This is a genomic window from Photobacterium frigidiphilum (genome assembly GCF_003025615.1).
Lineage (GTDB): Bacteria > Pseudomonadota > Gammaproteobacteria > Enterobacterales > Vibrionaceae > Photobacterium > Photobacterium frigidiphilum.
Genome location: NZ_PYMJ01000029.1, coordinates 45,774 through 68,918, shown reverse-complemented (window position 1 = coordinate 68,918; position 23,145 = coordinate 45,774). Strand labels below are relative to the sequence as shown.

17 protein-coding genes are annotated in these 23,145 nt (G+C 44.0%); 13 read left to right on the top strand and 4 right to left on the bottom strand.

The genetic code is table 11. The features are described 5' to 3' along the window. Window positions 1-93: 93 nt before the first annotated feature. From C9J12_RS22180 to C9J12_RS22170, 3 genes are all read left to right on the top strand, one after another. Window positions 94-1,401: an anaerobic C4-dicarboxylate transporter gene (locus C9J12_RS22180; RefSeq protein ID WP_107244684.1), complete on the top strand. Its 1,308-nt coding sequence runs from the start codon at window positions 94-96 to the stop codon at window positions 1,399-1,401. 493 nt (window positions 1,402-1,894) lie between these two features. After that, entirely contained in the window at window positions 1,895-2,812 is a 918-nt protein-coding gene (locus tag C9J12_RS22175; protein ID WP_107244683.1) for a LysR family transcriptional regulator, read from the top strand. A 187-nt stretch (window positions 2,813-2,999) separates the two neighbouring features. Continuing rightward, window positions 3,000-4,883 (top strand): protein-disulfide reductase DsbD, encoded by a 1,884-nt coding sequence (locus tag C9J12_RS22170; protein WP_407675698.1) that lies wholly within the window; start codon window positions 3,000-3,002, stop codon window positions 4,881-4,883. A 52-nt stretch (window positions 4,884-4,935) separates the two neighbouring features. On the opposite strand, the gene C9J12_RS22165 is transcribed toward C9J12_RS22170, so the two are convergent. Further along, window positions 4,936-6,096: a GGDEF domain-containing protein gene (locus C9J12_RS22165; protein ID WP_107244681.1), complete on the bottom strand. Its 1,161-nt coding sequence runs from the start codon at window positions 6,094-6,096 to the stop codon at window positions 4,936-4,938. 181 nt (window positions 6,097-6,277) lie between these two features. On the opposite strand from C9J12_RS22165, the gene C9J12_RS22160 reads away from it, so the two are divergent. The 4 genes from C9J12_RS22160 (at window position 6,278) to C9J12_RS22145 (ending at window position 10,030) form a co-directional block, all read left to right on the top strand. Then, a complete protein-coding gene (locus tag C9J12_RS22160) occupies window positions 6,278-6,913 on the top strand; it encodes a response regulator transcription factor (RefSeq protein WP_107244696.1) in 636 nt (211 codons plus the stop codon). Window positions 6,914-7,214: 301 nt separating this feature from the next. Further along, on the top strand, window positions 7,215-7,847 hold the full coding sequence (locus C9J12_RS22155) for a MarC family protein (RefSeq protein WP_107244680.1): 633 nt from the start codon (window positions 7,215-7,217) through the stop codon (window positions 7,845-7,847). A 202-nt stretch (window positions 7,848-8,049) separates the two neighbouring features. After that, on the top strand, window positions 8,050-8,316 hold the full coding sequence (locus C9J12_RS22150) for a DUF4212 domain-containing protein (RefSeq protein ID WP_006233724.1): 267 nt from the start codon (window positions 8,050-8,052) through the stop codon (window positions 8,314-8,316). Window positions 8,317-8,326: 10 nt separating this feature from the next. Beyond that, window positions 8,327-10,030 carry a sodium:solute symporter family protein gene (locus C9J12_RS22145; protein WP_107244679.1) on the top strand — a complete coding sequence of 568 codons (1,704 nt, stop codon included), beginning with the start codon at window positions 8,327-8,329 and terminating at the stop codon, window positions 10,028-10,030. A 120-nt stretch (window positions 10,031-10,150) separates the two neighbouring features. On the opposite strand, the gene C9J12_RS22140 is transcribed toward C9J12_RS22145, so the two are convergent. From C9J12_RS22140 to C9J12_RS30800, 3 genes are all read right to left on the bottom strand, one after another. Further along, window positions 10,151-13,615: a PAS domain-containing hybrid sensor histidine kinase/response regulator gene (locus tag C9J12_RS22140; RefSeq protein ID WP_107244678.1), complete on the bottom strand. Its 3,465-nt coding sequence runs from the start codon at window positions 13,613-13,615 to the stop codon at window positions 10,151-10,153. A gap of 150 nt (window positions 13,616-13,765) precedes the next feature. Further along, window positions 13,766-14,953 (bottom strand): 3-phenylpropionate MFS transporter, encoded by a 1,188-nt coding sequence (locus C9J12_RS22135; RefSeq protein WP_170111848.1) that lies wholly within the window; start codon window positions 14,951-14,953, stop codon window positions 13,766-13,768. Window positions 14,954-14,991: 38 nt separating this feature from the next. Further along, window positions 14,992-15,141 (bottom strand): hypothetical protein, encoded by a 150-nt coding sequence (locus tag C9J12_RS30800; protein ID WP_170111847.1) that lies wholly within the window; start codon window positions 15,139-15,141, stop codon window positions 14,992-14,994. 362 nt (window positions 15,142-15,503) lie between these two features. Between C9J12_RS30800 and C9J12_RS22130 the strand changes: the two genes are divergently transcribed. From C9J12_RS22130 to accC, 6 genes are all read left to right on the top strand, one after another. Further along, window positions 15,504-17,306 (top strand): DUF294 nucleotidyltransferase-like domain-containing protein, encoded by a 1,803-nt coding sequence (locus C9J12_RS22130; RefSeq protein ID WP_107244676.1) that lies wholly within the window; start codon window positions 15,504-15,506, stop codon window positions 17,304-17,306. 2 nt (window positions 17,307-17,308) lie between these two features. After that, entirely contained in the window at window positions 17,309-17,932 is a 624-nt protein-coding gene (locus tag C9J12_RS22125; protein WP_107244675.1) for a 3'-5' exonuclease, read from the top strand. 202 nt (window positions 17,933-18,134) lie between these two features. Then, window positions 18,135-20,084, top strand: coding sequence for an acetate--CoA ligase (acs, locus tag C9J12_RS22120; protein ID WP_107244674.1), 1,950 nt, complete (start codon window positions 18,135-18,137; stop codon window positions 20,082-20,084). Window positions 20,085-20,621: 537 nt separating this feature from the next. Then, complete coding sequence (gene aroQ / locus C9J12_RS22115) at window positions 20,622-21,074, top strand: type II 3-dehydroquinate dehydratase (RefSeq protein ID WP_006233731.1); 453 nt, start codon at window positions 20,622-20,624, stop codon at window positions 21,072-21,074. 27 nt (window positions 21,075-21,101) lie between these two features. Then, the gene (gene accB, locus C9J12_RS22110; RefSeq protein WP_107244673.1) at window positions 21,102-21,560 is read left to right on the top strand and encodes an acetyl-CoA carboxylase biotin carboxyl carrier protein; all 459 of its coding nucleotides are present in this window, start codon (window positions 21,102-21,104) and stop codon (window positions 21,558-21,560) included. 12 nt (window positions 21,561-21,572) lie between these two features. Continuing rightward, window positions 21,573-22,916, top strand: coding sequence for an acetyl-CoA carboxylase biotin carboxylase subunit (accC, locus tag C9J12_RS22105; RefSeq protein WP_107244672.1), 1,344 nt, complete (start codon window positions 21,573-21,575; stop codon window positions 22,914-22,916). Window positions 22,917-23,145: the final 229 nt, after the last annotated feature.

The following is a 23,145-nucleotide window of genomic DNA, read 5'->3' as shown; positions in this document are numbered from 1 at the left end:
GGTTTTCAGGAAGAAAATCCGCGCCTCCTTGCTACAAAATTCCCATTTATTTTTTATTTATTTATTTTTTAACTTAAAGACAGGGCAAATCTAATGATTGGTGTAGAACTATTTGTTGTTCTCGCGTTTATTTATTTAGGCGCAAGAATTGGTGGTATTGGTATCGGTCTTGCCGGTGGTGCTGGTGTTATTGTGTTATCGCTATTTTTAGGGGTACCAACAAGCCAAGCATTTATTCCGGTTGATGTAATTTTAATTATCATGTCAGTTATCACAGCGATTGCAGCAATGCAGGTAGCAGGTGGTATGGACTGGTTAGTTGAATTAGCAGAAAACTTCCTTCGAAAAAATCCTAAACACATTACTTTTTACGCGCCAATCGTGACATATGTTATGACACTGATGGCGGGTACAGGACACACTGCATTCTCTACGCTTCCAGTTATTGCTGAAGTGGCTAAAGAGCAAGGCATTCGCCCTTCACGCCCACTCTCTATTGCGGTTGTTGCATCTCAAATTGCGATTACGGCATCACCAATTTCAGCGGCTGTTGTTTTCTTCTCTGGCCTGCTTGAACCTATGGGCATCGGTTACCTAACACTGCTTGCGATTTGTATTCCTACAACGTTTATCGCATGTATGGTTGGTGCATTCGTTGCTAACTTCCTAGGCTGTGAACTAAAAGATGATCCAATATATCAAGATCGCCTAGCAAAAGGTCTTATCAAGCTTAAAGGTTCTGGTAAGCGTGAGATTCTACCAACAGCGAAGCCTGCAACGTACATCTTCCTTGGCGCTATCGCATTTGTTGTTTGCTACGCAGCAGCAATCTCAAGCTCTGTGGGTCTTATTGAAAACCCAGCACTTGGTCGTAACGAAGCAATCATGACCGTTATGCTAGCAGCAGCTGCAGCTATCGTGACTTTCACAAAAATCGATGCTTCTAAAATTGCAGCAGCACCGACATTCCGCTCTGGTATGACAGCATGTATCTGTGTATTAGGTGTGGCATGGTTAGGTTCTACATTCGTTAACTCACACGTTGATGGCATTAAAGAAGTAGCGGGTTCACTACTTAGTGACTACCCATGGATGCTAGCACTTATCTTGTTCCTTGCATCTATGCTGCTTTACTCTCAAGGCGCAACCACTGTAGCACTAATGCCTGCAGCATTGGCTATCGGTGTTGCTCCTCTTACTGCTATCGCATCTTTTGCAGCAGTAAGTGCACTGTTCGTACTTCCTACTTACCCAACGCTACTAGCTGCGGTTGAAATGGATGACACAGGCTCTACACGTATCGGTAACCTTGTATTTAACCACCCGTTCTTTATTCCAGGTGTGGTCACTATCTCTACGTCAGTAGGTTTAGGCTTCTTGATTGGCGGCATGATTCTTTAATCGCTAAACAATCAGATACGCATAAGGCTACCTTCGGGTGGCCTTTTTCTTTTATGTAGAGTACGTCTCACTCGTCAGCTTCTATTCATACCATTCTAGATACATAACTTTATTTTAATTAGTATGAAATGGTAATGAATAGTCAGTCGATGCTAGATAAATACAGAGATAATACGACATGCTAGAGATATCAAAGGTTGAGTAGAATAGGTATTGAAGACAGCAAGATCTGCCTGATGATAATTTTGAAGACGTAAATTGAGCAGGTTGCTCACAAAGCAGTAAAGTGAAGAATTAAATCTCCGCCCCATCCTAGGGCGAAGACCATGAACAAACACGGATTCCCATCGTCTTTGTTCGAGCCAAACAAGCTATTATTCCCCAACAACTTATTTGATATGTCTCAGTTTGTTACAGTTCAGGCTTAAGACAGGAAAGCCTGAACACTTATAATAGTAGATTAGATAAGCCCTGCGATAGAGGTAAAAGCGTTATGCAGCGATGCAAAAATGGTATGAAGCTAGACGACCTACGCGCTCTGATTGCGATAGCCCAGCATGGAAGTTTTAGAGCAGCAGCCAATGCGTTAGACATCCCCCCAGCGACCCTGAGCCGTCGATTACAACGACTAGAAGATACCCTTGGTAGCCAACTGGTTATTCGCGATAGTCGCAATGTGGCATTAACCCCATTAGGGCAAAATTACTTTGAACGCTGCCAGCCATTGCTTGACGAATTACAAGCCACGACCAGTGAATTAATGGATACCAGCAGCTCAAACCCGAGAGGGGCATTGAGGATCTCTGCCCCTGTAGGTTTGCTGACGTATCAGCTCATGCCATTGTTCAATCAGTTTTTGGCGCTTTACCCAGAAGTCACACTTTCGCTTAATCATTTATCGAATCAACACCATGATTACAGCCCAGAGCAATACGACGTTGTTTTTCGAGTGGGGCAACAACCGAATTCCAGTTTTTCTGCCGCTAAAATTGGCGAATCACAACGTACCCTCGTCGCATCACCAGAATATCTTGCACAATATGGTATACCGCATCACCCAGATGAATTAAACCACCATTCTCGCTTAGCTACAGTGCCAGAGTTTGAGTGGGCACTCACTTGTAAAACGGATGTCGCACACCCGGAAACGATCTGGATCAATTCCCCTGTGCGCATGGCGATTGCCGATTTAAATAGTGTAAAACAAGCAGCAATAAGCGGATTAGGTATCGCGTGTTTACCTAACTATGTAGTAGCAGACGCCCTAGAAAAAGCCACGCTCACCACCATGATGGATGACTGGTATTCCCCATCACGTCCCATTTATATGCTGTATCAACGCTTGGGGTATGTACCAAACCATATCACGTGTTTTATCGATTTCATGCGAAATGCACTTGCAGGAACATAAATTGATTGCCTTACAATGAAACCAATATGTTTAAAAGGCGGTCCTAGAGAGTATAGTTATAACCATGGCGCTAACGAGAACGACACGTTAATGTCATTAATATGTTCCTAATAGATAAAATAACCTAATCTGGGTTCGCCTGTAGAAGAGTCAAATAAGCATGATTGGATTGAGCAAAAATCGCGGGATGTCCCGTATCGTTTCCCTCGTTTTAATACTGGGAACCCTACTAATTAGTGTATTTAGCTTACCAACACGAGCAGAATTTTCGCTATCAGGGCTCTTCAATGATACTCAAAGCACCAATAAATTTGTCACCGTTGATGAGGCATTTCCGTTTAATTTTAGCCAACAAGGCGATCGTGTTTACCTAGATTGGCAAGTTAAACCGGGTTACTACCTGTACCAGCACCAATTGTCTGTTACCGCCAATGATGCGCAGTTAGGTCAGATTGACATTCCTCCAGGCAAACCATACAAAGATGAATTCTTTGGGCAAGTAAATATTTATACCGACCCATTAACAGTGACGGTGCCCATTATTGAAGCCACAAGTAACTCGACACTCACCGTGCGTTATCAAGGCTGTGCCAAGGCTGGATTTTGCTACCCGCCAGAAATTCGTCAAGTACCACTATCAGCAGTTATAGGCTCAAAAGCGAAAGTGAGTACTAACACGCCAGATAACATAGATACTCGTGAAGGTACTGACCAGCAGGCTCAAACGTCTGCCATAACACCAACAGTACAACCAGCCAAGACTTCAAGCCTTGCAGCAACAAACTCGGCAACGACTGCAGCACCTGCCACGCAACAAGATCAACTGGCTAGCGATCTTGCTGCTCAATGGTGGACCCCCTTCTTGTTCCTTGCTTTAGGTGTAGGTTTAGCGTTTACGCCATGTGTACTTCCGATGTACCCAATCCTGACCGGTATTGTGTTAGGTGGCGGTAAACTTAGCCAAGGTCGGGTATTTCGACTGGCCTTTATTTATGTGCAAGGCATGGCGCTGACATACACCTTATTAGGGTTAGTGGTTGCTTCTGCTGGCATGCAATTCCAAGCAGCACTGCAGCACCCTTATGTATTAATTGCATTAAGCGTCATGTTTATATTACTCGCACTGTCTATGTTTGGGGCTTATAACTTACAGCTACCAAGCAGTGTGCAAACATGGTTAAGTGGCCTAAGCAACAAGCAAAAAGGTGGCAGTATCGGTGGCGTATTTGCGATGGGGGCAATCTCTGGCTTAGTCTGCTCACCGTGTACAACTGCCCCATTATCTGGCGCCTTAATGTATGTCGCACAAAGTGGTGATTTACTAACGGGTGCCATCGCTCTGTATGCACTCGCCATCGGTATGGGGATCCCTCTGATTCTTGCCGCTATGTTTGGTAACAAGCTACTACCCAAAGCGGGCAACTGGATGATCCATGTAAAAATATTCTTCGGGTTTATTTTATTAGCCGTGCCTATTTTCTTACTAGAGCGCATTTTACCGCATCAGTGGGTGCCTTATTTATGGTCTGCATTGGGCATTGCAGCATTTGGTTGGTTGTATCACATCAAAACCACCATGCCGGCATCATGGCGTAGCAGTACATTGGCTGTTGTGGCTATCTTGGGGTTATTCATTGCAACCCAGCCTTTGTATCAAGCCATTACAGGCACGCAACCAACAACAACAAGTGAGTCAAATAACATAGAATTTCAACGTATCGCCAATATCGACGAGCTTAATAGCGCATTAGCTGCGGCAAAAGCACAAGGCAAACCCGTGATGTTAGATTTTTACGCGGATTGGTGTGTGGCGTGTAAAGAATTTGAAAAGTACACCTTCCATGATGCCTCAGTTATGCCCGAGTTAAACAAGTTTGTTTTGCTGCAAGCGGATGTGACAAAGAGCTCACCGCAAGACATCAAGCTACTACAGGAACTAGACGTACTAGGCTTACCGACTCTCGATTTCTGGGATGGTCAGGGAAACCGAGTGCCTAATGCTCGATTGACGGGATTTATGAAAGCTAAACCCTTTCTCAATCACTTAGATAAGCAACGACTCGCTAACTGAGTCAGATAAAAGCGATAAAAAAAAGAGCACATGATGTGCTCTTTTTTTATATTCAACGATACTTCACGGGATCATAATACGACACGCTATCTGCGCACTTCTGCGGCTCATCAAGGTTTAACTGACTACGAGCATCCCGCATATACCTGCGCATTGTTCTCACATTTACGTTTGGTGCCCATTCCACAATGGTAATCATGACGGCCATTGGTTGTTCTAACTCCCCTTTCACCAACATATCGCAGCAACGATGGACATGTCTTTGCATACGCTCGGCAACAATTTCTGCACCGGAAGCATCGGTATCTGGCAGCAATAAAGCAAATTCACTGCTACCGACACGGGCAATAAAATCCCGTGGGCGATACACCCCGCGCCGTAATCCTTTGGTGGCGCGCTTAAGTAAGTCGTCACAAGCCTGATGACCACACGTCATTGCATACAAATTCATCGGCTCAATATTAATCATCATCACGGTGAGATCACTGTTATGACGGCGAGCGGCCATCATTTCCCGATCCAGCATTAGCTCAAAGTGTTTATCATTTTGCAGCCCAGTAACCAGATCGATCAAGGCCACCGATGCCAGCTCCTTGCGTAAGCGCTTCTCTTCAAATTCATGCCAGACTGAGGCATGAAACCAATGATAAAGACACTCTCGCACCACAATAATAATGATCAGTCGGCTACCCATACTCAGAAATGTTACCGCATTATTGGTATCACCAAAGTACATATCCGTTACTAATAACGAACAGAGGATAGGTAAAACTGCCAGATACAGTGCAGGTCGGTAACTAAAAAACGCAATGACCGAAAGAAATATAAACAGATCACTGTAAGCATAAACGCTAAAAAAGTGAGATTGCTGGATCAGTAATGGAAAGAGCAGCGCCCATCCACCACCCAATAAACACGCCAGCGCGACGGAAACACTTTGCCAGCGCACTTTAAATGGTACGGCCTGAGCAACGAGCCAGAGCACAAAGGAAATAATACCAATCACCGCAACAAATCCACTAAAAGCAGATTTACTCGCACTGGTCACCGTTGGCACCAACCAAAACAACTCTACGGCCACTAACGCTAATAACAATACCGAAGTACCAATAATTAACTTCCAGCCCTGCTCCTGACGTTGAAATTGTTGTTGCTCAAAATAACGTTGGCCATCATTTCGTTGATCAATTTTTCGGATCATCTCTTGGTTCATTAATAATTACATTCCCTCATAACATAGCGACTATATGTTTAAACAACTTAACTACAATTTCATCATGCATTACATCACGGTTAACCAAAGGACTGATCTAGCTCTTATCTTGAGTGTTAACGAATTGATCTGGTTTTATAGCAGTGATAGCGTAACTAAAAATAATAATGAAAAGGTAGCCATGGACGCTCAATACACGATTGTTATCGCTGATGATCACCCCTTGTTTCGTAATGCACTTTTTCAATCGGTGCATATGGCGATCAGTGGTGCCAATCTACTCGAAGCTGAGTCGCTTGATACTCTGCTCAGCTTATTAGAAAAAGAACATGATGTAGATTTATTGCTGCTCGATTTAAAAATGCCGGGCGCGAATGGCATGTCAGGTTTAATTCAACTGCGTAACCAATATCCAGACCTGCCCATCGTTGTGATATCTGCCAGTGAAGAGGTTACGGTTGTAAAGCAGGTTCGCAGCCACGGTGCATTTGGCTTTATTCCTAAATCAAGTGATATGCGCGCGCTAATCAGCGCCCTACATCAAGTGCTCGAAGGAGAACCCTTTTTTCCTGAAGGGCTCGGGGATGAAGATGATGAAATTAATGACCTTGCCCAGAAAATAGCCTCATTAACTCCCCAGCAATATAAAGTGTTATGCATGCTGTCTGATGGTTTGCTTAATAAGCAAATTGCGTATGAGTTGAATGTATCAGAAGCAACAATCAAAGCTCACATGACCGCTATTTTTCGCAAACTCGGCGTTAAGAATCGTACTCAAGCCGTGATTCTCTTGCAGCAAATGGATTTAGCCCAATAGGTTATAAAAACATCAGGTATTAATTTATCTTCGTTAATACCTGAAAATACCTTTCAAAAAACACACAAAAACAGCGACTTCAACATAATTTCATTTCAAAACCGCACAGAAAGCAATAATCATCTATTACCCACTGTAAATAGAGGTGATTATTCAACTCTGACAAATTTAAATACAATTTAATATCAAAATAACCCCCTTAAAAGCATATATTTTTGCTAACATCATTAATATCATAGAAAAAACCAGTAAAAGTCATCATTCTTTCACACTATTAACGATTTTAATTTAGGGGGTTATTTTGCTCAGCGTCCTTCTCACCCAGTTTGTCCTCATTTGGGCTGTTGTCGATCCTATCGGCTCAGTGCCCGTATACCTTGCTCAAACCAGCCACCTAAATGCACAACAACGCCGCTTAGTCGCACTAAAAGCCATTGCTATTTCTGCTGGCATTTTATTGTTCTTTATTATTATCGGTCAGATATTACTGGAAGCGATGCAAATACCTCTGCCTGCTTTCCAAGCAGCAGGGGGGCTTGTTCTGCTACTTTTCGCCCTAACCATGATCTTTGGCGAAGGTAAAGTTGATCAAGAATGTAAGCTAAGTGAGCAAGAAGTTCAGCACTCTGAGTTAGGTAGTTTAGCGGTATACCCTTTAGCTGTGCCTTCCATTGCATCACCTGGAGCCATGATGGCCGTGGTAATGTTAACGGATAACAACCGTTACTCGCTGGGCGATCAAATGGTCACGACATTGGTGATGCTGAGTGTTTTATTAGTCACGTTGTTCTTAATGCTTGGGGCAAATAAGATCCAGAAATATATCGGTAATGTCGGGGCTGCGATTATTAGCCGAGTGATGGGGTTAATCCTTGCAGCTGTGGCAGTCAACAACCTGCTTATTGGCATCAAAGATTTTTATTTAATGACTTAGACCTTTGGCTAACACAACAAATCATTAACATACTGAATTTCCACCTCACCTCACAAAATCGCCTGTTTCTGGGCGATTTTTTTGTTTCTAGCACGACTAAAGTTGCACTGTTTACTTGTGAGATCGTTGCTATTGTCTTTCTGTAACATTTTATTAACGCGTATTTGCCGCGATTATTAACATGACGTGTAAGGAGATGACAATGGCGTTTGAATCCAAGGAGCAGGCCAAGGCCTACTGGAAAGAAAACCTCAGTACAATGGCTTACCTACTCACTATTTGGTTCATGGTTTCGTTCGGTGCCGGCATTTTATTTGTCGATGTTCTTAACAACTTCCAAATCGGTGGCTTCAAATTAGGGTTTTGGTTCTCGCAACAGGGTTCCATCTATACCTTTGTGGTACTGATTTTTGTCTACGTAGTGCGCATGAATGCACTCGATCGTAAATTCAACGTACAAGAAGACTAAGAGGTTAGTTATGGATATCCAAACCTGGACGTTTATTTTAGTGGGTCTCACCTTTTCGGTGTATATCGGTATAGCCATTTGGGCACGCGCAGGAACCACAAGTGAGTTCTATGTTGCTGGCGGTGGGGTTCATCCTATTGCGAATGGTATGGCTACCGCAGCTGACTGGATGTCGGCAGCATCGTTTATTTCAATGGCAGGTATCATCTCATTTGTCGGTTACGATGGCGGTGTATACCTAATGGGCTGGACGGGTGGTTATGTACTACTCGCACTATGTCTTGCGCCTTACTTACGTAAATTTGGTCAGTTTACTGTGCCTGATTTTATTGGTGAGCGTTACTATTCTAGAACTGCACGTATGGTAGCTGTCTTTTGTGCCATCTTCGTTTCGTTTACTTACGTAGCAGGTCAAATGCGTGGGGTTGGGGTTGTATTTGCCCGCTTCCTCGAAGTTGATATCAACATGGGTATCATCATCGGTATGGGTATCGTATTTTTCTACGCCGTACTGGGTGGCATGAAAGGCATTACCTACACGCAGGTTGCACAATTTTGTGTTCTCATTTTTGCATTCCTTGTTCCTGCGGTATTTACGTCAATCATGATGACGGGTAACAGTATCCCACAGCTTGGTTTAGGTTCTACGCTAACAGGGTCTGAAACATACGTACTTGATAAGCTTGATGGATTAACCACAGAGTTAGGTTTCACCGCCTACACCGATGGTTCAAAGAGTATGGTTGACGTATTCTTTATCTGTTCTGCATTGATGGTAGGTACTGCCGGTTTGCCGCACGTTATTATTCGCTTCTTCACGGTTCCTCGCGTGAAAGATGCACGTATTTCTGCGGGCTGGGCACTGCTATTCATTTCGCTACTTTATACCACCGCACCTTCAGTTGCCGCGTTTGCTCGTATCAATATGATTGAGACAATCAACGGCTCTGACATGCAAGGTGTATCAGCAGAACAAGCACCAGGCTGGGTTAAAAACTGGGAGAAAACCGGCCTAGTTACGTGGGAAGACAAGAACAACGACGGTAAAATGTTCTATTCGGGCGATGAACGTAACGAAATGAATATCAACCGCGACATCATCGTACTGGCAAGCCCCGAGTTAGCTAATTTACCTAATTGGGTAGTGGCATTGTTGGCAGCTGGTGGCCTAGCCGCAGCATTATCAACCGCTGCAGGGCTATTGCTGGTTATCTCGACCTCGATATCACATGACTTGTTAAAGAAAGGCTTCAAGCCCGACATGACCGATAAACAGGAGCTATTAGCAGCACGTATCGGTGCAGCTCTCGCGATAGTCGGAGCCGGTTACCTTGGTATTAATCCACCAGGATTTGTTGCTCAGGTTGTTGCCTTCTCGTTCGGCTTAGCGGCTGCCTCTTTCTTCCCAGCGATTATTTTGGGTATCTTCTATAAGAAGATGAACAAAGAAGGTGCGATTGCAGGCATGCTAACGGGTATTACGTTTACGGCCTCATACATCATCTACTTCAAGTTTATCAACCCAGCAGCAAGCACGCCTGATAACTGGTTCTTTGGTATAAGTCCTGAAGGTATTGGTACGCTAGGTATGTGTCTGAACTTCGTAGTTTCCATTGTGGTTAACAAGTTCACCGCTGAAGTACCGAAAGATGTTCAAGATATGGTTGAATCGATTCGCTACCCTAAAGGTGCGGGTGAAGCACATGACCATTAATAGCTAAAACATGTGTTGATAAGAAACTCACAGCGTAAGTAATACGTTGGCTAGAATCAAAAACGGAGCACTCTGCTCCGTTTTCTTTTATCTATTCATCCAATGCTCAAGCCATATTAATTAGCTTTTTATTGCACTTTTCATACGCTGATTCAATAAAGCACGTAACTTTAGAGGTTTTACGGGTTTACTAATAAAACTAAAACCATGCCCTCGAATCGCTTGCTGAGTTTCTGGTGTACGGTCGGCGCTTATCACTGCCCCTTTGAAGGTTTTACCCAAACGTAAACTGCATTGCTGTAAAACTTGTAATCCGGTTTGGTTGTTAGCTAAGTGATAATCACTTAAGACAAATTCTGGCACCCAACCATCTTCCAGTTGCTGAATAGTGCCTACAACGCTTTCAGCTAAACGCACATCGCAGCCCCATCTCACTAGTAACGTTTCCATCCCTAGTAATATTTCAGGCTCATTGTCGACGCAGAGCACACGTACTCCATTCAGTGGTGCTGTCTTTTCTGTCGCTTGTTGAGAGATCACTGTTTGTTGTTTTTGAGTTAATACCCCACGAGGAACAGAAAGAGCAAAAACAGTGCCTTGACCTGGCCATGAACGTAGCGATAACGGGTGATCAAGCACCCGACTGATCCCACGGGCAATTGCCAACCCCAGCCCTAATCCGTGATCTGCACCACTCGTTTGAATACGCGTGAATTCATCAAAAATATCCGTCTGCTTTTCAAGAGGAATACCAGGGCCGTTATCCCAGACTTCAATCTGTAATTTACCTTTAATTCGGCGCACACCTAATAACACTTTGCCATGTGGGTTATAACGAAATGCATTGGTTAAAAAGTTCTGTAATGCACGGCGCAATAATTTAGGATCGGACACAATGACGGCGTTACTTTTCAGCACTTCGAATTGAATGCCCTGTTGTTTTGCCAAAACACCAAATTCAGCACTCAAAGTATCGAGTACTTCACGGATAGGGAATGGATGAACATTCACTTGTAGTTTGCCCGCTTCTAGTCGCGACACATCCAATAAGTCACCAATCAAATCTTCTGCAGCACCGAGGGCACTTTCAATATGGCGTGACAACTTAATAGTTTCATCTTCTTTCGCAAGCTCTGATAGCGAAGATGAAAATAAACGTGCGGCATTTAACGGCTGCATCAAATCATGACTCACAGCGGCTAAGAATCGACTCTTTGATTGGGCTTGTTGCTCCGCTTGTTGGGTTGCATTTACCAAACGGCGATTCAATTGTTCCAGCTCTTGGGTTCGCTTTTGTACCCGTGCTTCTAGGTGTTCATTGGCATCTTTCAACGCTTGCTCTGCTTGACGAAAAGCGGTGATATCAATAAAGCTCATCACAAAACCACCGCCCGGCATCGGGTTACCTTGTACTTCGATAACCTGCCCATCAGCACGAACACGGGAAGACGTATGCGCAGTACCTCGCAGCAAGTGCTCTACCCGTTTGGCAACATGCTTTTCAGGATCGCCGGATCCACATAATCCCTCCATCGCATTATGCCGGATCACATCCGCAATAGGTCGGCCCACTTGAATTAAGCCCGGAGGAAAGGTAAATAGCTCAAGATAACGTTGATTCCATGCCACCAGCCTTAATTGCTTGTCTACGACAGTAATACCTTGGCTAATATGTTCAATAGCCCCTTGCAATAAACCTCGGCTGAAATCGAACAGTTCAGAGGCTTCATCTACAATGGTGGCTACCTCCTCAAGCTGCATATTTCGCCCTTGCAACGCAGACGTTAATACCAGACGAGCAGAAGATGCCCCAAATACCCCAGCAAGTACTCGCTCGGTATGACGAATTAATACGCCAGATGCCTGCTGTTGAGGTAATAATGGATCTTGATGCTGTTCTGCGAATTGACGAAAAGCATGATGTACACGTTTACGCCCGACAAAACGTGCCGCTAACATTTCTAATTCTGCCACGGTGACACGCGTCTGATATAAGCTCGCATTTTCAGCTTCAGGTAACGGGGCACCAACAAACGTTGCCGCTTGTAATCGTTCAGTCAACGACGAACGAGTCATCAATGATACCGACGTATATAAGGTCACATTCGCTAAAATACTGAGTAACATGCCCCAATCAACCGATGTAATACTCTGTAATACAGGGATTTGCGGTGGGGTAAGTAACCAAAGTAAAACATTTGTATCAGCATTACCTGCCAACATGCTTGTTTGAGCCATCATGGTAATAACCCAAATAATTGAGCCACCAAACAAACCAGCATAAACGCCTTTTTTATTCCCTTTTCGCCAATAAATACCGCCCAACAATGCCGGTGCAAATTGCGCAATGGCAGCAAAAGACAACAAACCTATCGCTGATAGTGATGGAATATTATCGAGTATCTGATAAAAACCCCAAGCCGATAGTAACAATAATAAAATCAATGCTCGGCGTACATTCAGTAGCAACCCAGAGAAGGCACTAAAGTTTTTTCCAGACACTCTTAAACGGCGTAAAACTAACGGTAAAACTAAGTCATTGGAAACCATAATCGCCAACGCAATGGTCGATACAATCACCATGCCACTAGCAGCCGATGTGCCTCCTAAAAAAGCCAGCAGCGCAATACTTTCAGCCCCTTGCTGTAAAGGCAGACTTATCACATACGTATCAGCAGACACACTGGGCATCATCAGCGCTTGTCCGGCTAATGCCAGCGGTAAAACAAAGATCCCCATCAACACGAGGTATAACGGAAAAATCCAACGGGCTTTATGTAAATCTTGCGCCCGACTATTTTCGACCACAATGGTGTGAAACTGGCGAGGCAAACAAATAATTGCCGCCATCGTCAGTATGGTATGAATCAACAAGCTGCCCATATTTGGCGTTGATGATTCTAAATACGATGCTTTAACCACTTGTAAATCAGGTAATTCAAATAACAAGCCCACTGCAAAAACACCCACAATCAAGAAGGCGGCGAGTTTCACCAATGATTCAAATGCAACAGCCATCATCATGCCGCGGTGGTGTTCAGTGGTATCAATATGGCGGGTACCAAATAACACCGTGAAAGCGGCTAATGCAAGGGTGACCAACCACGCGGTGTCCATTTCATTAATGCCCATCCCGCTGCCTAAACTAGGCGCGATTTGATCAAGCCCCATCGTAATCGCACGCAGCTGCAAAGCAATATAAGGCAGAATACCCACAACGGCGATAATTGTGACTAATACCGCTAATCCTTGAGACTTGCCATAACGTGCCGCGATAAAATCAGCAATAGACGTAATGTGCTCGCGTTTCGCAATTAAGATCAAGCGGGCAAGAATGCGCCAACCGAGGGTGAAAACAATAATAGGGGCAAGATAAATAGGCAGGAATGACCAAGTATTTTGGCTGGCTTGACCAACCGTGCCATAAAAGGTCCACGAGGTACAATACACCGCGATGGATAAGCTATAAATCCACGGGCGATATTTTGCCATCCATTTGATTTTCTTATCGCCATACCACGCGATAAAAAACAGCAGCCCTAAATAGGCTAACGAGACCGGCACGACGATCCATCCTTGCGCCATGATACTTCCTGATTGTGTTAACGATAAGTTAACCCATACTAACCAATCTGGTTAACTACACCAATCAGGGTAGATCACAGTTCTTTCTGTGCCGATCTGTAATACGTTAAAAATGGTCAATTAAGACTAGAAGAACAATGTCTTACTCTCTTAATTTGTCGACATAGGTTGTGCTAACTCAGAAGACTGATCATTACTGTGTGGTTTTGATTCAATTTTCATCAGTAATACTGGAATACCCATTACAGCCATTAACCAGAAAAGATTCGCGCCCCACAAACCGTATAACCAACCACTGAGTGCTGTCATAATTGCCATAAATGCCCCTAATGGCAATGCATTATAAAGGGCTTGTAATGCCACCATCTGATTGCTTTTAGCATGCTGAATATAACGAATCGCCGCTAAGTGTGCCGCCGCAAAAGTCACACCGTGCAGCGCTTGTGCCATCACCAGTGCTGGCAACTCTGTCATGGTTGCGGTTACACCCCAGCGTAGTAATACGCCTACAGCCGCGAGGCGAAACATCATGCCGACGCTCCACTTAGCAAACAAACGCTGACTAAATGCAAATACGCACACTTCAGCAACCACACTAAAGCTCCACAGGTAACCAATAATGGCTTCGCTATAACCGACTTCTTTCCAATAAATCGCACTGAAACTGTAGTAGGCCGCATGACTACCTTGCAACAAGGCTACAATAATTAAAAACCGCATAACGCTATTATTTTTGATGATATCGATTAACGCTGGGCGGGGCTGGTCATGATGTTCAATTTCAACCGGGACAATGGCAGGAGTTCGCATTGAAAGTAATAATGCCACCACCAAGCCTGCAATCGCAACCCAAGGAATAACACTCGCCCCATATTTAGCCGCTAAGATCCCAACAATAGTTGAACCAGCAATAAAGGCAATTGACCCCCACAAGCGAGTACGCCCGTAATCAAGGTGTTTCCCTTTTGCATAGAAATTAGCTAATGCATCAGAAAGTGGAATAATTGGCCCAGCAGCCAAGTTAAACAACACCGTGACCGCCGCTAACGCCCACAGGCTACCGCCACAGAAAATATAAATAACACAAGCAATCAGGCAGGCTAATGTAAACCAACGCAAGGCTGGAATGAGGTGCTCCACATTATGAATGCGCGGTGTCAGCACAACATTCGCTACGCAGCGAACTCCAAGACCTAAACCCAGCAATAAACCAATATCAGAAGCATCCACCCCTAAATGCGCAAACCACAACGCCCAAAAAGGAAGGTAAACACCATAAGTGAAGAAAAAACCAAACAGATATTGCGAGGTCCATCCATAGGGACTACTACGAAACATGCCAATTCCAAAATGCATAATAGGAAATAATGCCGACATTATGCCCAACCTATCGCCATAACCCCAAAGATAAATAAGGCAAATCTTTCAATCTCTTTTTCCCCCTTTAAATATACGGGACCTTGCATATTGATCGCGCCTTCAAACACCTCACCAACAGCCACAATAAAAATGGCGCGATGGCTCATATACCCAAGCTACCTCAAGGTGCTCGTTTCAGCGAGAATTTATTGGGATCTAGGCTAGGCGCTCATTTATAGACCTAGTGGTTCTACGTTGAAAATGAGCAACACCGTATAGAGCCCAATAAAACTCGCCCTTCGGGAGTGACTCAACGTGTCTACTTCAGTGTCAAATATGTTTGAAAGGGAGTGCCATTCCTACACATATTTTCCTTGAATTAAACACGTTGAGGTCACTCTGAACCCTGCATTTTGAGGTAGCTTGGGTATAGACTAAAGTCGTCTAGAGCTTATCGCCTGCATCGGCGACACTGGCTATATGAAGTAATAGGTTATATGAAGAAATAGGTTCTAAGACGAGGTATAGCATGCCGGATAAATTCGACACATCAGTCACACCCTTTGATCGTCTTCATCATGCTCAGCAAAAAATGCTGAAAGATGCATTAGATGTCGCTTATTACCGTGAAGGCAATAAAATCATCACAACCGGTGAAGCTTGCAACCATTTGTTTATTATCATTAAGGGAGGTGTTGAAGAAACCTCTTCTGATGGTACGGAAACCTATGCCCATTACGTTACTGACGATATGTTCGATGTACGTGCTCAGCTTGAAAATAAAAGCCGTCATGATTATATCGCGCTAGAAGATACACTCTGTTATCTCTTACCTCGTGAAATTTTCATCGAGCTGTATCGTTCTAACGGGCAATTCGCCGCCTATTTCGATAATAATTTAGCACGTCGTCAAAATTTAATTGAAGAGGCACAGCGCCAACAAAATCTCGCCGAATTCATTTTGACAAAAGTGGATGATGACAACATTCAACCCTGCCTAATTGTGCCCCATGACACCGACTTAAAACGGGTGACAGAAAAAATGCGCACCCAAGGCTTCGATGCCGCTCTGGTCGCACTTAATTCAACACCGCAATATGGCATTGTTACCCGCACCGATTTACTGCATGCGGTAATGTTAGACCAACTGCCTTCTGACACTCCTGTTAGTCAAATCGCCACGACGCCAGTTATTAGCGTCAACAAAGATGATTTTTTGTTTAATGCCATGATTGCAATGACCCGTCATAAAGTGAAACGGGTACAAGTGCTTGATGCTGGGCAAGTTGTTGGCATGTTAGATTTAACACAAGTCTTGAGCTTATTTTCCACCCACTCTCATGTACTAACATTACGCATTGCACGTGCTGAAACCATTGAAGAATTATCGCTAGCAGCCAGTAGCCAACAACGTTTAGTGGCTACCTTGTTTAATAACGGCATTCACACGCTATTTGTGATGGAACTGATCGCCTCGGTAAATGAACAGATTATCGAAAAAGCATTCCAATTAATTGTCCCGCCAACAATGCACAATTATTGCTGCTTCGTTGTAATGGGATCTGAAGGACGTGGTGAACAAATTTTAAAAACCGATCAAGATAATGCACTCATTATTCAAGATGGTGTCGATTGGCCAGATTGTGCCAATGTCATGGATAAATTAACCCTTACATTACAACAACTCGGCTATCCACTTTGCCCAGGGAAAGTCATGGTGAACAACCCTAAATGGGTGAAATCACAAAGTGAATGGTTACATACGATTAGTCGCTCTTGCCAACAAGCAACCGAAGAATCCATGATGGATTTAGCGATACTTGCCGATAGTCATGCTGTCGCAGGCAATCGCGTTTTACTCAATCCACTGCAAACCTATTTGCATCAGCAGTTAGCAGAAAAAGAACTGTTGTTATCTACTTTTACTCGTCCTGCTTTGCGCTTCAGCGTACCTTTAACTCTATTTGGCAAAATAAAATCAACCAAGCAAGGAGTCGATATTAAACGGGGTGGGATCTTTCCAATCGTTCATGGTATTCGGGCATTAGCCTTAGAAAATAATATTGAACCCAATAATACCTTTGAACGCATTCATCAACTCGAATTGCGCAAAGTCTTAGAGCCAACCACAGCGTCTAATTTAAGCGAAGCCCTTAAACTATTCATCAGAACCCGTTTACGCCAACAGCTTAACCACCAAGCTGGTGGACAAAGCCAGCAATTGAACGTCAGTGACCTTAGTCGTGCTGAACGAGACCTACTGCGCCACAGCCTTCATGTGGTAAAGAAGTTTAAAGAATGGCTCAGTTATCATTACCAAATAAGGGATTAATGATGAACCTATTACGACGTTATTGGTATCAGCGAAAATTAAAAGATAACCCTTATGGTCAGCTCTTTAATCGCTATCAGGGTGATGAACTTGTCTCTGTAGATTGTGAAACCACCAGCCTTGATCCGCACAGTGCAGAGTTGGTTACCATTGCGGCAACCGTTATTAAAAACAATCGCATACTCACCAGTAAATCGATCCATTTGACCCTAAGAGCACCAAGCAGTTTAGATGCAAACTCGATCGCGATTCATCGCATTCGCCATCAAGATTTACGCGCAGGGTTAGGTGAAAAAGAGGCCTTAACCACACTGCTTAATTTTATTGGTAATCGCCCTTTAGTGGGTTATCACATTCGCTATGACAAAACGATTTTGGATCGCTATTACCGACGGTTATTTGGTTTTGCATTACCCAATAAATTGGTAGAGGTGAGCCACCTGTATCATGACCGTTTAGAACGGCTTCTTCCGAATGCTTATTACGATCTAAGTTTAGAAGCCATTAGCCGCCACCTTGACCTTCCAGTACCAGAGCGGCATGACGCGCTCGAAGATACGATTACTGCCGCTTTGATTTATGTACGGCTAAAACACGGTGATTTTCCGACGCTTCGTTCAGCGTAAATAATGCAAGAAGCCTTGTGCGGTGCAAGATTTTCTATGTAATTTCGATGTAATACCTACAATGTCTACATTGATCATGATCTCTAATCCTAAAGTCTAATTGTGGCAAACGTTGATCTATCGGAAGTTAGTATCAATAGCGACAAACGATATTATCCGGTCCCAGATTGGACAAAAAAACGGAAACACTAAGGAGAGTACGATGAGTGAAGTTCATGTTTATCCAGTCAATCAAGAGATTGCAGCTACAGCCCACGTAAATGATGAACAATATCGTGAGATGTACCAACAATCGGTTATCAACCCTGAAGGTTTCTGGCGCGAACACGGTCAGATTGTTGACTGGATCAAACCATTCACTAAAGTGAAGCACACTTCTTTTGATACTGGCCATGTCAGTGTTAACTGGTTTGAAGATGGCACACTGAACGTTTCTGCAAACTGTCTTGACCGCCACCTCGCGACCCGCGGCGATCAGCCCGCCATCATTTGGGAAGGCGATGATCCTACCGATGATGCCACGTTCACGTATAACGAATTACACGAACAAGTTTGTAAGTTCTCTAATGCACTGAAAAGCCAAGGCGTACGCAAAGGCGACGTGGTGTGTCTTTACATGCCTATGGTGGCAGAAGCGGCAATTGCCATGCTGGCTTGTACACGAATTGGGGCGATACATACCATTGTATTTGGTGGTTTCTCTCCAGAAGCACTTGCTGGTCGTATTATTGATTCCAACGCAAAAGTCGTTATTACTGCCGATGAAGGCGTTCGTGCTGGTCGCGCAGTACCGCTGAAAAAGAATGTCGATGATGCCTTAGCCAATAAAGGTGTCACAAGTATCGAAAAAGTCATGGTACTGAAACGTACAGGTGGCAATGTTGAGTGGCACAGTGAACGTGATGTGTGGTGGCATGAAGCAACAGCAATCGTGTCTTCTCACTGTGAGCCTGAAGAAATGAATGCAGAAGATCCTCTTTTCATTCTATATACCTCAGGATCGACCGGTAAACCTAAAGGTGTTCTTCACACAACAGGTGGTTACTTAGTGTATGCCACCATGACGTTTAAATATGTTTTCGATTACCAAGAAGGGGATGTGTACTGGTGTACCGCCGATGTTGGTTGGATCACCGGTCACAGTTACTTGGTGTATGGCCCGCTGGCTAACGGTGCGACAACCGTGCTATTTGAAGGTGTGCCAAACTACCCATCAACCAGCCGTATGAGTGAAGTGGTTGATAAGCATAATGTCAGTATTCTTTATACTGCACCAACAGCCATCCGTGCATTAATGGCAAAAGGCACAGAAGCGATTAAGGGTACGTCACGATCCTCACTGCGTATTATGGGATCAGTCGGCGAGCCCATTAATCCAGAAGCGTGGGAATGGTATCACCGTACCATTGGCGACAGCCGTTGCCCTATTGTTGATACATGGTGGCAAACAGAAACAGGCGGTATCTTAATTACGCCATTACCTGGCGCGACAGCGCTAAAACCTGGTTCTGCCACTCGTCCATTTTTCGGTGTTCAGCCAGCCATCGTTGATAATATGGGGAATATCTTAGAAGGTGTCGCTGAAGGTAACTTGGTTATGGTTGATTCATGGCCTGGGCAGATGCGTACTTTATGGGGTGACCATGAACGCTTTGAACAAACTTACTTCTCAACCTTCCAAGGTATGTATTTCACCGGTGATGGCGCACGTCGAGATGAAGACGGTTACTACTGGATCACTGGTCGTGTCGATGACGTCTTGAATATCTCAGGCCACCGTATGGGTACAGCTGAAATTGAATCCGCATTAGTGGCTTTCGATAAGATAGCAGAGGCTGCGATTGTTGGGGTGCCACACGATATTAAAGGCCAAGCAATTTATGCTTATATCACGCTGAATGATGGTGAAATACCCAGCGCTGAGCTGCATAAAGAAGTGAAAGATTGGGTACGTAAAGAAATTGGTCCTATTGCGACCCCTGACTTCCTACATTGGACCGATGCCTTACCGAAAACACGTTCGGGTAAAATTATGCGCCGAATTCTCCGTAAGATTGCCACGGGTGATACTGGAAGTTTGGGTGATACATCAACGCTCGCTGACCCTAGCGTGGTTGATAAACTGATCGCAGAAAAACAAACTATTTTATAACAGCACACTACCCGCTTAAAAAAGCCGCCGTCTGGCGGCTTTTTTATAAATGCAGCAATAACACTGACTATTTTTTTACCGTAATACCAACTGAAATAAAGATTTGCTTACAAAACGTACCGCTGTACGTGTGAATTTTTAAACCTTGGTCTCGATATCTGCGTAACAAAACCGCTACACTAAAAAAATGTATGCAAAAAACAAGTCGATTACGGTAGCAATAATCACTCACTCAAATTGATTAAACAGCTTCAATATGTGTAAAAAGTGGAACCATCCCTATATTTTCGCCTCTATTCTGCTGAACTTGCGGTAAAAATAGTCATCTAATAAAACCATAGAATACGCATACAGCTTACAAGTGTACGCGGTAAGTTCGGTGATTAGACCAGTATTTTGCTGCTATTTGCGGTGATTTCTCTATAATCGCTCAACAAACATTGTTTGGCAGTATAAATTAGTTCATCGGGATACAACTTTGCAGTTTACTGCATGTTGTTAGAGTAAAACCTCAAAAACAAGTGGATATACGTCAAGATGTCGACCGTTAAACGAATTTTACTTATTAACGGACCTAATCTAAATTTACTAGGTCTCAGAGAGCCAGGCCACTATGGTCATCACACATTGGCTCAACTCGTTGCTGATTTAACTGTCAAGGCAACCAATCTAAGCGTCACATTAGATCACATTCAATCAAATGCAGAACATGAATTGATTGATGCAATCCACCAAGCTCATGGCAATGTGGATTTCATTATTATCAATCCCGCAGCGTTCACCCACACCAGCGTCGCCATTCGTGATGCTCTACTCGGTGTCGCAATTCCATTTATTGAAGTGCATTTATCTAATGTTCACGCAAGAGAACCATTCCGCCATCACTCTTATCTATCAGATAAAGCAGTCGGTGTTATTTGCGGTCTTGGTCCAGATGGTTATGAATTCGCCCTGAATGCTGCGGTAAGACGCCTGCAATCAGAAAGCTAACTGAACAACATAAAAAGAGAAAGATAGATGGATATTCGTAAGATTAAAAAGCTAATTGAACTGGTTGAAGAATCTGGTATTACTGAATTAGAAATCTCTGAAGGTGAAGAATCAGTACGCATCAGCCGTAATATACCTGCATCTGCATTACCTTCACAGCAGTACATGGCAGCACCTCAATTTGCGGCACCAGCTCAAGCAGCACCTGTAGAAGCGGCTGCGCCAGTAGCACCTGTTGCCGCTGAACCTGCAGGCCACCAAGTTCTTTCTCCAATGGTAGGTTCTTTCTACCGTGCGCCAAGCCCTGAAGCAAAATCATTTGTTGAAGTGGGTCAATCTGTAAACGTTGGTGACACGCTTTGTATCGTTGAAGCGATGAAAATGATGAACCAAATCCAATCTGATAAAGCAGGTGTGGTTACTGCTATTCTTGCTGAAGACGGCGACGCTATCGAATTCGATCAGCCTCTTGTTATCATCGAGTAACAGAGGCCTATTATGTTAGATAAATTAGTTATTGCGAACCGAGGCGAAATTGCCCTTCGTATTCTACGTGCTTGTAAAGAATTAGGCATTAAGACTGTTGCGATCCACTCAACAGCTGACCGCGATCTTAAGCACGTATTGCTTGCAGACGAAACGGTATGTATTGGTTCTGCCAAAAGTACTGAAAGCTATTTGAATGTTCCACGCATCATTAGTGCAGCAGAAATCACAGGGGCAGTTGCAATTCACCCTGGTTATGGTTTCTTGTCTGAGAATGCTGATTTTGCAGAACAAGTAGAGCGCTCTGGCTTTATCTTTGTTGGTCCTAAAGCGGAAACTATTCGCATGATGGGTGACAAAGTGTCAGCAATTACCGCAATGAAAAAAGCGGGCGTTCCTTGTGTGCCGGGTTCTGATGGTCCATTAGATAACGACGAAGCAAGAAACAAATCTTTTGCTAAGCGTATTGGTTTCCCTGTCATCATCAAAGCATCTGGTGGCGGCGGTGGTCGTGGTATGCGTGTTGTTCGCACTGAAGCTGAACTAGCAGAAGCTATTGCGATGACACGTGCTGAAGCTAAATCGTTCTTCAATAACGATGTGGTTTACATGGAGAAATTCCTTGAAAACCCTCGTCATATCGAAGTTCAGATCATGGCTGATGGTCAAGGTAATGCTATTCACTTAGGTGAGCGTGACTGTTCAATGCAGCGTCGCCACCAGAAAGTTGTTGAAGAAGCACCAGCCCCAGGCATCACAGAAGAGATGCGTAAGTACATCGGTGAACGTTGTACGCGTGCTTGTATCGAAATCGGTTACCGTGGCGCTGGTACGTTTGAATTCCTATACGAAAACGGTGAGTTCTACTTCATTGAAATGAACACCCGTATTCAGGTTGAGCACCCAGTAACCGAAATGGTAACTGGCGTTGATCTGATCAAAGAACAGCTTCGTGTTGCTGCCGGTCAGCCACTATCATTCAGCCAATCTGATATTCAAATTCGTGGCCATGCTATCGAATGTCGTATCAATGCTGAAGATCCTGTGCGTTTCCTACCTTGCCCAGGTAAAATCACGCGCTTCCACGCGCCAGGTGGCATGGGTATTCGTTGGGAATCTCACATTTACTCAGGCTACACAGTACCACCGCATTATGACTCCATGATCGGTAAGCTGATTTCATACGGTGAAAACCGCGATGTGGCAATTTCACGTATGCGTAACGCATTAGGTGAATCAATCATCGATGGTATTAAAACCAACATCCCGCTACAGCAAGAAATTATGGCAGATGAAAACTTCCAGCATGGTGGTGCAAACATCCACTATCTAGAGAAGAAACTTGGTCTACAATAATTTCGCGATAAACGCGTGAATAAAAAATCGAGGCTACCTTTGGGTAGCCTTTTTTATGTGCCTTTCACTATATTTGCCCTCTATTTCACGGTTATTTCCTTTTTCTTCGACACGATTTTCTGACAAATTGATACAGGTCAGTGGTACTGATAAATAACTTTTGCCACAATACCCCCCTTTTTCATTTGTATGAGCATTACTCTCCTTCTCTCAATCCCTTTGAAGTAGT

Excerpts from the sequence above, each read along its gene's own strand:
- C9J12_RS22180 (WP_107244684.1), top strand. The coding sequence starts at position 94 with ATGATTGGTGTAGAACTATTTGTTGTTCTCGCGTTTATTTATTTAGGC.
- C9J12_RS22175 (WP_107244683.1), top strand. The coding sequence starts at position 1,895 with ATGCAGCGATGCAAAAATGGTATGAAGCTAGACGACCTACGCGCTCTG.
- C9J12_RS22170 (WP_407675698.1), top strand. The coding sequence starts at position 3,000 with ATGTCCCGTATCGTTTCCCTCGTTTTAATACTGGGAACCCTACTAATT.
- C9J12_RS22165 (WP_107244681.1), bottom strand. The coding sequence starts at position 6,096 with ATGAACCAAGAGATGATCCGAAAAATTGATCAACGAAATGATGGCCAA.
- C9J12_RS22160 (WP_107244696.1), top strand. The coding sequence starts at position 6,278 with ATGGACGCTCAATACACGATTGTTATCGCTGATGATCACCCCTTGTTT.
- C9J12_RS22150 (WP_006233724.1), top strand. The coding sequence starts at position 8,050 with ATGGCGTTTGAATCCAAGGAGCAGGCCAAGGCCTACTGGAAAGAAAAC.
- C9J12_RS22145 (WP_107244679.1), top strand. The coding sequence starts at position 8,327 with ATGGATATCCAAACCTGGACGTTTATTTTAGTGGGTCTCACCTTTTCG.
- C9J12_RS22140 (WP_107244678.1), bottom strand. The coding sequence starts at position 13,615 with ATGGCGCAAGGATGGATCGTCGTGCCGGTCTCGTTAGCCTATTTAGGG.
- C9J12_RS22135 (WP_170111848.1), bottom strand. The coding sequence starts at position 14,953 with ATGTTTCGTAGTAGTCCCTATGGATGGACCTCGCAATATCTGTTTGGT.
- C9J12_RS30800 (WP_170111847.1), bottom strand. The coding sequence starts at position 15,141 with ATGAGCCATCGCGCCATTTTTATTGTGGCTGTTGGTGAGGTGTTTGAA.
- C9J12_RS22130 (WP_107244676.1), top strand. The coding sequence starts at position 15,504 with ATGCCGGATAAATTCGACACATCAGTCACACCCTTTGATCGTCTTCAT.
- C9J12_RS22125 (WP_107244675.1), top strand. The coding sequence starts at position 17,309 with ATGAACCTATTACGACGTTATTGGTATCAGCGAAAATTAAAAGATAAC.
- acs (WP_107244674.1), top strand. The coding sequence starts at position 18,135 with ATGAGTGAAGTTCATGTTTATCCAGTCAATCAAGAGATTGCAGCTACA.
- aroQ (WP_006233731.1), top strand. The coding sequence starts at position 20,622 with ATGTCGACCGTTAAACGAATTTTACTTATTAACGGACCTAATCTAAAT.
- accB (WP_107244673.1), top strand. The coding sequence starts at position 21,102 with ATGGATATTCGTAAGATTAAAAAGCTAATTGAACTGGTTGAAGAATCT.
- accC (WP_107244672.1), top strand. The coding sequence starts at position 21,573 with ATGTTAGATAAATTAGTTATTGCGAACCGAGGCGAAATTGCCCTTCGT.